This is a genomic window from Pseudarthrobacter sp. B4EP4b (assembly GCF_006680095.1).
GTDB lineage: Bacteria > Actinomycetota > Actinomycetes > Actinomycetales > Micrococcaceae > Arthrobacter.
In genome coordinates this window covers 55,362-66,872 of record NZ_VHIJ01000058.1, presented here as the reverse complement: position 1 = coordinate 66,872, position 11,511 = coordinate 55,362, and the positions used below count along the sequence as shown (strand labels likewise).

Annotated in this window: 9 protein-coding genes; 5 read left to right on the top strand and 4 right to left on the bottom strand. The window is 67.1% G+C overall.

Annotated features, from left to right (window positions below):
- The first annotated feature begins 70 nt into the window (after positions 1-70).
- The 3 genes from FNL14_RS19595 (at position 71) to FNL14_RS19585 (ending at position 3,078) form a co-directional block, all read left to right on the top strand.
- Positions 71-1,069: a LacI family DNA-binding transcriptional regulator gene (locus tag FNL14_RS19595; protein ID WP_142063491.1), complete on the top strand. Its 999-nt coding sequence runs from the start codon at positions 71-73 to the stop codon at positions 1,067-1,069.
- Between the two features lie 123 nt (positions 1,070-1,192).
- A complete protein-coding gene (locus FNL14_RS19590) occupies positions 1,193-2,329 on the top strand; it encodes a Gfo/Idh/MocA family protein (RefSeq protein WP_370455887.1) in 1,137 nt (378 codons plus the stop codon).
- Entirely contained in the window at positions 2,329-3,078 is a 750-nt protein-coding gene (locus tag FNL14_RS19585) for a ThuA domain-containing protein (protein ID WP_142063488.1), read from the top strand. The genes FNL14_RS19590 and FNL14_RS19585 overlap by 1 nt, the downstream gene beginning before the upstream one ends.
- A gap of 2 nt (positions 3,079-3,080) precedes the next feature.
- Here FNL14_RS19585 and FNL14_RS19580 read toward each other — a convergent pair whose 3' ends face one another.
- Genes FNL14_RS19580 through FNL14_RS19565 form a run of 4 tightly spaced genes read right to left on the bottom strand, consistent with a single transcriptional unit; the run spans position 3,081 to position 8,996 of the window.
- Complete coding sequence (locus FNL14_RS19580) at positions 3,081-5,012, bottom strand: DUF2264 domain-containing protein (RefSeq protein ID WP_142063485.1); 1,932 nt, start codon at positions 5,010-5,012, stop codon at positions 3,081-3,083.
- 38 nt (positions 5,013-5,050) lie between these two features.
- On the bottom strand, positions 5,051-5,797 hold the full coding sequence (locus FNL14_RS19575) for a ThuA domain-containing protein (RefSeq protein ID WP_255470930.1): 747 nt from the start codon (positions 5,795-5,797) through the stop codon (positions 5,051-5,053).
- A complete protein-coding gene (locus tag FNL14_RS19570; RefSeq protein WP_091423281.1) occupies positions 5,794-6,945 on the bottom strand; it encodes a LacI family DNA-binding transcriptional regulator in 1,152 nt (383 codons plus the stop codon). Before FNL14_RS19570 ends, FNL14_RS19575 begins: the two co-directional genes overlap by 4 nt.
- Positions 6,942-8,996, bottom strand: a complete 2,055-nt coding sequence (locus FNL14_RS19565; protein ID WP_255470929.1) for a heparinase II/III family protein — start codon at positions 8,994-8,996, stop codon at positions 6,942-6,944. The genes FNL14_RS19570 and FNL14_RS19565 overlap by 4 nt, the downstream gene beginning before the upstream one ends.
- Positions 8,997-9,155: 159 nt before the next feature.
- Here FNL14_RS19565 and FNL14_RS19560 point away from each other — a divergent pair, with 159 nt between their 5' ends.
- Positions 9,156-10,169 carry a hydroxyacid dehydrogenase gene (locus FNL14_RS19560; protein ID WP_142063482.1) on the top strand — a complete coding sequence of 338 codons (1,014 nt, stop codon included), beginning with the start codon at positions 9,156-9,158 and terminating at the stop codon, positions 10,167-10,169.
- A 55-nt stretch (positions 10,170-10,224) separates the two neighbouring features.
- Positions 10,225-11,505, top strand: a complete 1,281-nt coding sequence (locus FNL14_RS19555) for an ABC transporter substrate-binding protein (protein ID WP_142063479.1) — start codon at positions 10,225-10,227, stop codon at positions 11,503-11,505.
- The last annotated feature ends 6 nt before the right edge of the window (positions 11,506-11,511 follow it).

Below are 11,511 nucleotides of genomic sequence, written 5' to 3'. Positions count from 1 at the left end.
TGCCGCAGCACCGGACGGCACGGGCAATGGAGGCGGGGACTTACGTCACTGGCCGCGGAAGGATGAGGGAATGGCGCGAGCGACAGTCCAGGACGTCGCCAGAACGGCAGGCGTGTCTGTGGGCACGGTTTCCCGCGTCCTGAACGGCAGCCCGGCCGTCAGCGCAGCAAGCAAGGAAAAGGTCACCGGCGCCATCCGGGAGCTCAACTACCGCCCCCTCGCCTCCGCCCGCGACCTGCGCCGCGACCGGACCATGCGCATTCTGGCCCTCGCCAGGAACCTCAACTCCCCCGTGATCAGCGAGGCTTTCCGGGGCTTCGGTGACGCCGCGGCCCAGGCCGGTTACGTCAGCCTTATTGCTCCGACGTCCGGGGACCTTGAACGGGAACAGCAGCTGGTGGACATGCTCCGCAACGGCTCCGTGGATGGCGCAATCCTGTTTTCGCCCGCCATGGCCGATGCCGAGGTGGAGGCCTTGGCGCAGCAGTTGAGCGTGGTGCAGGTCTGCGAAATCGTTGATTCCGGGGCGGCCTTTGGTGTTTCCATCGACGACCGGCAGGCAGCCTTCGACATCACGCGGCACCTCATCCAAACCGGCGGCCGGCGCCTGGCGATGATCGGCAACAGGCTGGCCCGTTCCGGCCGGCTGCGCGAGGAAGGTTTCCGCGCCGCGACCGCCCAGGCAGGCATGTCACCAAGGCATCTGCTGTTCGCAGAAGGCGAGTTCGACTTCCACGCCGGGCGCCGCCTCGCCAAGGAGCTTCTGCAGCTGGACCCGCTGCCCGATGCCGTGTTCTGCGGCAGCGACACGGTGGCCGCCGGCTGCGTCCGGGAGATTATCGACGCCGGGTTGCGGGTCCCCGAAGACATTGCAGTGGCAGGTTTTGACGACTCCATCCAGGCGGAGATGTGCGTCCCGGAACTGACCACCATCCGGCAGCCTGCCTATGAGATGGGCAGGGTGGCCTTTGAGGCGCTCTTCGCGCGGATGACGGAACCGGGTGAACACCGCCGCGGCCGGACTTTCCTGCCGCATGAGCTCGTGGTCCGCGACTCGACGAACGGCTAGCCCAGGGGGTTGACAGTGAGCGAGGGTGGCTGCCAGACTTTTTGGAATCGATTCCACAGCCGGTGGTTGAGCGTACCGAAAATCACCAGCCGCACCCGCCAGCAACCCTTAAGGAACCCTCTTTTGACCAACGAGCAACAGCCCACAGCGCAGCCCGCCGTTCTCCCGGGAGCACCTCCGGGGCAGTCGCTGCGGGTGGGCGTTGTTGGCATCGGCTGGGCCGGCCAGCAGCACCTGAAGGCCTATGAAGCCCTGGACGGCGTGAGCATCGTTTCGCTGGCCGGGATGGAGCAGGAGCTCCGCGACTCACTGCAGGCCGAATACTCCATCCCCAACGCCTTCGCGGACTGGAAAGACATGCTGGACCACGGCGGCCTGGACGCCATCAGCGTTGCTGTACCAACCTTCCTGCACGCCCCCATCGCCGTCGCCGCCCTGGAACGCGGCATCCACGTGCTGAGCGAGAAGCCCATCGCGCGCAACGCTGCCGAAGGCCAGGCCATGGTGGACGCGGCACGCAAGGCCGGGCGCGTTTTGGATGTCGCCTTCAACCACCGCCGCCGCGGCGATATCCAGGCGCTCAAGGGCGTGATCGACGCCGGCGGCCTGGGCCGCCCCTACTACGCCAAGGCTTCCTGGCTGCGCCGCTCCGGCATCCCCACGCTGGGCAGCTGGTTCACCAACCCGGAACTCGCCGGCGGCGGACCGCTGGCGGACATCGGCGTCCACGCCCTGGACTACGCGCTGCACCTGCTCGGTGAGCCCAAGGTGGTGGCCGTCTCTGCCGCCACCCACTCGGAGCTGGGCCCGCAGGGCCGCGGCGGCGGAAAAGAGTACTCGGCCCTCGCCTCCGCCCACGCCTTCGAGGTGGAAGACTTCGCGTCGGCCTTCCTGAGGCTTGAGGGCGGCGGAACCCTGCTGATCGAGGCAAGCTGGGCAACCTACCGTGAGACGGACGACCTCCTGGACTTCACCATTTACGGAACCGACGGCGGCGCCGAACTCAAGGTGCAGGGCGCGCCCTTCCCGCCCGTCGGCCAGCTCCGGGTGTTCACGGACAAGGACGGCGAATCCGCCGACTACGTCCCGCCGGTCCTGCCGGGCCGCGCCCACGATGCAGTGGTGGAAGACTTCGTCACGGCGGTACGAGGCGGGGAGGCGGTGTGGGGCGAACACGACGGCTCCCTGGCTCTTTACCGGGCGCAGATCATCGACGCGTGCTACCAGTCCGCGCTGGAGCAGAAGGAGGTTCGACTCTAATGAATGACAAACTGAGGATCCGGGTGTGGAACGAGGGCGTCCACGAGGCCATCAACGAGCCATCCCACATTGGTGAGATCTACCCTGACGGCATCCACGGCGCCATCGCGGCGGGCCTCCGCTCCTACTACCCGGAGGCGGATATCACGACGGCGGTCCTCGCCACCGACGATGAGCACGGCCTGGACGAGGAGGTGCTTGCCGAAACGGACGTCCTGCTCTGGTGGGGACACATGGCCCATCACGAGGTGAGCGACGCCGTCGTCGAACGCGTCCACCGGCACGTGCTGGGCGGCATGGGACTGATCGTGCTTCACTCGGGCCACTTCGCCAAGGTGTTCACCAAACTGTTGGGCACCAGCTGCTCGCTGGCTTGGCGGAACGACGGCGAGCGCGAGCTGGTATGGACCGTGAAGCCCTCGCACCCCATCGCCGAAGGCGTGGACAGTCCCATCGTGATCCCCGAGCAGGAGATGTACGGCGAGCTGTTCGACATCCCCGACCCCGACGACCTGATTTTCATCAGCTCCTTCGCGGGCGGCGAGGTGTTCCGCTCCGGCGTCACCTTCACCCGGGGCAAGGGGCGGATCTTCTACTTCAGCCCCGGCGACCAGGAGTATCCGGTGTACCACCACCCCCAGATCCAACGGGTCCTGGCCAACGGCGTGAAGTGGGCCGCCCAGCCCGGCCTGCACCGGGCGCCACCGGAGGTCACCAACCCGGCGCGGGACTGGTTCGGCCAGGGCTAGGCTTACCTGTCCAAAAACTCCAACGCCGCGTCGAGGGGGAGGGTGGCGCCGTCGGCGAATTCGAACCGGCCGCCGCCTTCCTGCTCCGCCGGGACAAAGCGGATGGCATGGAAGTCCGCACTTCCCTCGCCGGTGAGGACCACGACGGCGGCATAGTCGCCGTCGTTCGCCGTGCCCGAGGTGCCAATCCAGGGAATGGTCAGCTGCTCCCCCATGGGGTGCGGTTCGTCCCGGCGCCAGGTTCCGGCCTCCTCCAACAACGAGCCGAAACCGGCAACGGGGTGGATGCCGCTGACCGTCCCGGAACCCGCATCCACCGGCCAGCCGCCCATGCGGAGTGTGGCTGCCGGTGCCGATGCGGTGCCGCGCACGCGGACCAGCCGCAGCTCCACGGAGCCGCGCGTCGCCGAGACCACTGTCACCTCCGGTCCCGCGGTGGCGGTGCCCTTAGCGCCGCTGCCGTGGTCCGGACCGGCGTCGGGATCAACGGCAATCCAGTTCACCGTTCCGCGGGAAACACCCACCAGCACGCCGTCCAGGTCCTGCTGCCCCAGGTACTCAAAGCCCGTCCTGTGCGTGGGCTTGCCGTCGCCGTCTACCAGGACGACGGCGTTGTCCAGGGATTCCGGCTCGAGGTCCGGGAAAGTGGAGGTGGAGTAGCCGAGCCGGGCGTAGAGGGGCGAGTCAGCCACCGCCACTCCCGCATTGGCGTGGTCCGTACCGTGGTTCCGGATCCGGACCACGCCGTCGGCTACCGTTCCGTTCACCTGCCAGCCGGGTGCCGCCAGCAAGCGGCGCGTGTCACTGACTTCCACCGGCAGCGGCTCCTCCACAGCTGTCCAGGCGGGATGGTTGGCGGGCAGGGCCAGGCCCAGCATGCCCTTGGCCGCCCAGTAGGGTGAGCCGGCGCCGGAATAGGACTGCTTCATTCCCGGAAACTCACCGTGGAAGCCGATGGAGAGCAGCCCGTCATCCGTGATGGAGGCGCGCTTGACGAAATAGTCCAGGATCCCGGAGGCGGCCCGCCGGCTGAGGCCCGCGCTCAGCCTGGTGTTGCCCAACAACTGGCCGGACCAGAACGGCGCCGCGGCGGCGAAGCGGTAGATAAGGCTGCGGCCCTGGATCAGCGGGGCGCCGTTGGCTCCCACCAGGTGCACGGCGTCATCCAGGAAATCCGCGAGCCGGCCGCCGTCGAGCTGTGCCCGTGCTTTGACCCGGGCATCCTCCGGCGCCATCAGCTGCAAAAGCTGCGGGTAGACCTGGAAGGCCCAGCCCACGTAGTGGTCGTAAGCGCGTTCCGGCCCGTCGGCGAACCAGCCGTGGTGGCGGTAGAGGGAGTCGTGGATGGCCAGGCCGGCGTCGATGTCCTCGTCGGAATACTTACCGCCGACGGAGGCCAGGAAGGTCTCCACCACAATCTGGAACCAGACCCAGTTAATGGGCGGGTACTCCTCGCCGATGACGGTCTCGAACCAGGCGACCAGCTGCTCCTGGACCCGTTGCGGAAGCTTGTCCCACAGGACCTCCCTGGTCAGCGCCAGGCCAACGGCCAGGGACGCTGCCTCCACCTTGGCCTGGCCGAGCTCCCCCGGCGTGGGCCAGCGGTCCGGGTTGGCGGGGTCGGTTCCGGCGTCCAGGCCCTGGGCGTACCAGTCCGCCAGCCAGCCAGTGCCTTCAGGATCCCCCTTGATACGGAACGAGGCCAGCAGGAAGGTCCGGGCAAAGGCTTCCAGTGAGTCGCTTGCCGGGCCGTAGGCACTGTTAGCTCCGGGCAGGTGGAGATTGGCGTGGTCCTCCGTGGCGTAGCGCTGGGCCGAGCGCAGCAGGTAGTCGGCGTAGGCGCACCAGTGCTCCCGGGTCAGGCCGGTGTAGGGCGAGAGCCGGCGGTCCAAGGGCGGCAGGGCAAGGGAAACAGGAGGAGCTGTGGTTGGCATGGATTCCTCGGGTATCAGGGGCAGAGGGGGTTCGGTGTTCAGGCCGTCAGCCAGGCAAGGGCGCGGCGGAGCAGTTCCCGGTGTTCGGTGGATTCGTAGGAGGCGGCGTCATGGCCCAGGGCGTCGTAGAAGGTCCGGCCGGCTCCGGAGCCCGGCGCAGCAGGATCACTACCCCGGTCGAAGGACCACATCACCGGGTGCTCCACGCCGTCATGGGTGTGGGTGGCATGGACCGTAATGCCCGGAGCGGTCCGCAGCCAGCTGTACCGCTCATCCGGGAGCTTGAAGTCGCCAATCCCGGCAACGAGCGGCCCGGAACCGGGCAGGATGTGGATGGCGGCCGGCCCATACTCCGGATGCATGGACTGGCCCCGCACCCACCGGCCGCCCAACCCGGCTTCCCATGCGGGCAGGTCCACAAAACTGGTGGAGCTGACATGGCTGGCCAGTAAAGGACGGGTTGAGCTGAGCCAGCGGGTCAGCCCTGCCGCGGCATCAGGGATACCGGGGGACGGCTGCCCGTCGCGGGGAAGGCCTACGTTGACCGCCAGGAGGTCCGGCAAAGCAGTGTCGTCAGCGCTGGCGAGGCCCGCCAGGGCGGCGTCGACATCAGCGGGAAGGTCGACGTCGTAACCCGCCTCCCGCAGCAGGCCCGCCAAAGCCGCGGACGTCTCAGCGAACGGATGCCAGGGGTCGCCATAACGGCCGACGCCGCTGAGCAGCAGCGCTTTAGGCTGCGGGCCCGTACCAGGTGAGGCCGTTTCCGGCACCCGTGCCGCCGTCACAGGGATTCCTGCAACACGTCGGCATTGGGCACCCGCGGCGCACCAATGGAGGATTCGCGCAGGATCAGCTCAGGGTTCAGCTCAATGCGGTGCACCGGCCGCATTCTTCCCTCGGCCAGGCGGGCAGCCATCAGCTGCACTGCCACCTTCCCCACATACTGCTTGGGCGGCCGCACGGCCGAGATGGCGGGCTCGGCGAGGTAGGCCACCTCGTCGTCGTACCCCACGATGGCCATGTCCCCCGGCACCGCCCGTCCCCGGTCCGCGCAGTGCTGCACAAATGCCACCGCCTGGGTGTCCGAATGGACCAGCATGGCGGTGGTCCCGGTCTTTTCGCACAGTTCCAGCACGTGGTCGAAGTGCTTGGCGCGTTCGCCGTTTTCCTGTTTCGCCGAGTCCTCGTGCACGGATCCCTCCAGTGGAATCTTCAGGGCAGCAAGGGCCTGCCGCCAGCCACGCACCACATGCGGGCTGGTGGGGCTGGAGGAGTCGGTGAGGCAGCCGATCCGCCGGTGCCCCTCCTGCCACAGGTGCCGGACCGCCATTCCCGCGCCGAACGCATGGTCCGTGGCCACCCACTCCAGCCGGTGGGCAGGGATTTCGGCCGGCGACCGGCGTTCCGCCAGCACCACGGGAATGGGCAGCGCGTTGAGCCAGCGCAGCAATTCCTGGCCCTGGTCACCGGTCATGTCCGGCGCCACGATCAGCCCGTCCACATTCTGGTTGTCCAGCAGCGCCTGCACCTGCCGGCGGTTGTCCGCGGCGTCGTAGGCGGAACCGCGCACCATGATCCGGAGGTTCTGCTCCTCCGCCTCGGCGCGCGCCCCGCTGATGACCTGCGGCCAGTAGTAGTCCAGCGACGGCACCACCATGCCGATGGCATAGCTGTGCGGCTGCGGCCGGCCCGCAGCCGCTGAGCGGTCCAGCCGGCTGGGCAGTGTTGCCCCGCCATGGACGCGGGAGACCAGCCCTTCGTCCGCGAGGAGGTTGACGTCGCGCCGGATGGTCAGCTCGCTGACTCCCAGTTTCGCGGCGATGTCGCGGACCGTAATGGCACCGTGGGCCCGCAGTTCCTCCATCAGCCGCTCCCTGCGCTGGAGTGAAAAGAGCGCCTTGCCGGCTGCTTCGTGCGGTAGTTCAGGGCTCATGGCGTGGCCTCCACGGTGAGGGTGAATGCGCCGGCGGCGCTGGACAGTTCGGCGATTGGATGGGCGGGCACAGCGACGGGCTGGCGGAAGCGCAGGCGCGTGAGCTTTGCACCCCAGATGTCCGCGAGGAGGGGATCGTCCAGCGGCCACTCATCAACGAGGACGACGGCGGCGGCCGGCTCCCAGCGCAGTTCGGCTCCGCGGGTGGTCCCGACGGCGGCGGGAATGCCCGCTGGCAGGACGGTGGCTGCGCCATGCCCCACGGTGACGGTACCGGCGGCAAGGTAGGTGATGTCGACGTCGGACGTTCCGTTTACCGGCGGAACACCAAGCTCCCAGCGGTCCTCGACGATTGCTGTCCGGGCTTTCCGGTCCAGCGATGTGGTGCGGATCCACTGGTCCGGCCGCACCCCATAGGCCGCGCCGAGCGCCAGCTGCAACGTAGGGTCCGCGGGATCGGGAGCATTCAGAACCTTGGCCGCAAACTCCGCGCCCGTGCCCTGCTCCAAGCCGAACGGTGCCGGAACGCTGTGCCAGGCACTTTGCATGGCCCGGATATCGTAGCGATCCGGGCCGAACGTCTTTGCCGTATACGTCGGCTGGCCGGCGTCAACCAGAAGCGGAATTCCGTCAACCGCAACCACCACTGAACCCACGTCGCGGTGGTTGTGGTGTTCGTCGTTGTGTCCGCCCTTGGCGGCAAGGAACAGGCCCTCTTCGGTGCCGCCTTGCTCGCGCGCCGCCATAATCTGTACCGACGGCAGGTAGGTGAAGGGAACGAGCGGCGACTGGGCGGGCGTCGGGGTATCGGCGGCGTTCAGGAGCGAATGAAGGACACGGCCCAGGCCTGCCGCCGCCTCCGGCCGGGCCGGAGCACAAGCCGCCGCATGCCGTGCGGCGTCCTGGTCACCCAGGCGCACTGCCCAGCGGTGCAGCATGTCCCACGGCAGCGCTTTAGCTGCGCGGGCGGGACCGTCAGCGACGTTCAGGAACCAGTCCCCGCCGATGTGCATCCGGTGCGGGAAGGCCACGAGCTCCCGGATTACCGGAAGGTCCGCATCAAGCGCACCGCCGGTGGCTTCCTCCAGCAAGGCAAGCCCTTCGAGCATCCGCCCTGCCCCGTTCCACCAGTAGGCGAAGCCCTCGTCGATGGCGCCGTCCGCCGGGAGGGAGGCGAGGAAGCGGTCCAGTCCCTCGATACACCGCGCCACTGTTCGAGCCTGTTCGTTTGGATCGTCGAGAAGGAAAATCGCGGCTGCCAGGAGGTTGGAGTGGATCCAGGGATTCCAGTTGTGGACGTTGCCGTCCAGCCCCAGCCAGTGCCAGTCGAGGCGGTCCAGGAAGGGGCGGATCACCCGTTCCGCGGTTTCCTCCCGGATGCGGCGCCGCAGGCCGGGAGCCCTGCTGTCCAGGCGGTCGCCCAGGACGTGGTCCAGCCAGGCAAGCTGGGCTGCAACCTCCCCGGCACCCAGGTCCAGGTATGGCCGGGATCTGCGCGGCACCACGTCCCCGGAGCGGGAAAAGACGTCATCGTGCGCGGCCCAGCTCCAGGAACTTTGCTCGCACAGGAGGTACGCACCGTCGATCACTTCGTCGAGCCAGTCCGGCTCGTCCCTGTCGTTCACAGTCGGGTCCGCGTGCATGTCCGGATCCGCACCCGCGTCCGTGCCTGTGTCCGGGTCCGTGCCTGTGCCTGTGTCCGGGCCCGGGTCCGGGAACAAACACATCAGCGCCGCCCGGGTGAGGCGCTGCTGGCGTGCCGCCACCAGACCTTCGTAGGCGGTGCGGTTCCCGTCGCGGAAATAGCGGGCATAATGCGAGACGAGGGGCTGCGGCCAGGGCGTGCCCCTCTCTTCGCCGGCATGCCGGCGCAGTGCCACGAGCAGCCCGGCGGGAACTCTCTCCCAGACCCTTTCCCCTGCCGGCCGCACACGCATGCGCTGGGGGGCGCCACGAAGCAACTCTGTCAGTTCAGGCCCGGCGGACTTGTTGGCCCATGCGGACGCCAGCGGCATTTCACGGGTGGCCGTCGGCAGGGTGTTAGGCGTCATGGACTTCTTTCGAATGTTCGAGTGTGATCGTTCTAGAACGATCGGGAACAGCTTGAATGAACTGTCTTGTTTATGAGTATCTACTGATTGTTAGATGTGATGCAAGACATGATTCAGCCCCTACGGGTCAAGCCACAGAATGCGAAAGGAGGATCCCTGATGTCACAAAAGCCCAAGGCGCTGCTGGTCATGAACAGTGGAACCTTTGCCGATCAATTTGATTCAACCCGGCTGGAACGGCTGGGAAAAGTCGTTGACCTCGGCGCGGACCCCTGGACTGATTCGCTCGATGGTGCGGAGCTCACGGAGCGGCTTTCCGACGTCGAAATCCTCCTGACCAGCTGGGGCGTGCCCCGCCTGGACGCCGCCCGCCTGGAGCGGATGCCCAAGCTTCGGGCAGTGTTCCACTGCGCGGGAACCGTCCGCAGCTTCGTCAGCGAGGAACTGTGGGACCGCGGCATCCTGGTGACCAACGGTGCGGACGCCAACGCCATCCCGGTGGCCGAGTTCACGTTCGCCTCCATCGTCCTGGCCGGCAAGAAAGCGCACGTACTGTCCAACGATGCCCGCACCTTCCGCGAGGACTGGAGCTACACCACCCGGCGCGGCGAGCTCGGCAACATCGGCCGGGTGGTGGGCGTCATCGGGTTCTCCCGCATCGGACGCCGGGTGGTGCAGCTGGTACAGCAGCTGCAGGACGTGACCTGCCTGGTCAGCGATCCGCATGCCGATCCGAGGGCAGTGGCAGCGGCCGGCGGACACCTTGTTCCGCTGGCGGAGCTGCTGCCGGCCTCGGACATCGTCACGGTCCATGCCCCCGCCCTGCCGGAAACCCGGCACATGATCGGGGCACCGGAACTGCAGGCCATGAAGGACCACGCCACCCTGATCAACACCGCCCGCGGTTCACTCGTTGACACCGCGGCGTTGGAAGCGGAATGCGCCACCGGCCGCATCATGGCCCTGCTGGACGTCACCGAACCGGAGCCGTTGCCCGCGGATTCAAAGCTCTACGACCTTCCCAACGTCATCATCACCCCCCACATCGCCGGCTCACTGGGCACCGAAACCCGGAGGATGTCCGACGCCGCATTGGACGACCTGGAACGGTACCTCACCGGCCGGGACCTCCTCGCCCAGGTCCTCCACGAGGACCTCTCCCTCAGCGCCTGACCAAAGAACACCGCCGCCGCTGCGGCAAAATTGAAACCCTACAAAGGAGATCGCAATGAAGCGCACAACCCTCGCCGCCATCGCCCTGGCAGTGACCGCCGGGCTTGGCCTGACCGGTTGCGCAGGTGCCGCAGGCCCAGCCGAACCCCAGGGCCAGGACGGCAAGACCCGCCTGACGGTGTCCGTCTGGAACTACGAAGGCACCCCGGAGTTCAAGGCACTCTTTGATGCCTATGAGGCCGCCAACCCGAAGGTGGACATCGAGCCGGTGGACATCCTCGCCGATGACTACCCGCAAAAGGTCACCACCATGCTGGCCGGCGGCGACACCACCGATGTCCTGACCATGAAGAACGTCATCGACTATTCCCGGTACGCCAACAACGGCCAGCTGCAGGAAATCAACAGCGTGGTGGACAAGGTGGGCAAGGACAACCTCGCCGGCAGCGACGCCTTCGACATCAACGGCAAGTACTTCGCCGCCCCATACCGGCAGGACTTCTGGCTGCTGTACTACAACAAGGACCTGTTCAAGGCCGCCGGAATCGACGATCCCAAGGACCTGACCTGGGAGAAGTACACGGAGCTCGCCAAGAAGCTCTCCACCGAGGCCGGCGGCAAGAAGGTCTACGGCACTTACCACCACATCTGGCGCTCCACGGTCCAGGCCATCGCAGCCGCACAGAACCACGCGGACCAGAACAGCGGCGACTACAGCTTCATGGAGGACCAGTACAACACCACCCTGGACCTGCAGAAGAGCGGCGCCACCCTGGACTTCGGCACGGCCAAGAGCCAGAAAACCAGCTACCGCACCATGTTTGAATCCGGCCAGGCGGCCATGATGCCCATGGGCACCTGGTACATCGCCGGCGTCCTGCAGGCCAAGAAGGACGGCAAGACCAACGTCAACTGGGGCCTGGCTCCCCTGCCGCAGAAGGACTCCGACGGTAAGGTCACCACGTTCGGCTCCCCCACCGCCTTCGCTGTCAACAAGAACGCATCCCACTCTGACGAAGCCAAGAAGTTCATCGAATGGGCCGCCGGTGAAGACGGCGCCAAGGCCATCTCCAAGATCGGTGTTGTCCCGGCCCTGCAGAACGATGCGATCACCGCCGAGTACTTCAAGCTCGACGGCATGCCCACGGACGAGCTCTCCAAGAAGGCCTTCACCCCGGACGAAACCGCCCTGGAGATGCCGGTCAGTGACAAGTCCGCCGCCACGGACAAGGTCCTGAACCAGGAGCACGACCTCATCATGGTGGGCGAGCGCTCTGTCACTGACGGCCTCGCCGAGATGGGCAAGCGCGTCAAGAGCGAAGTCCTCGGACAGTAACAGCCA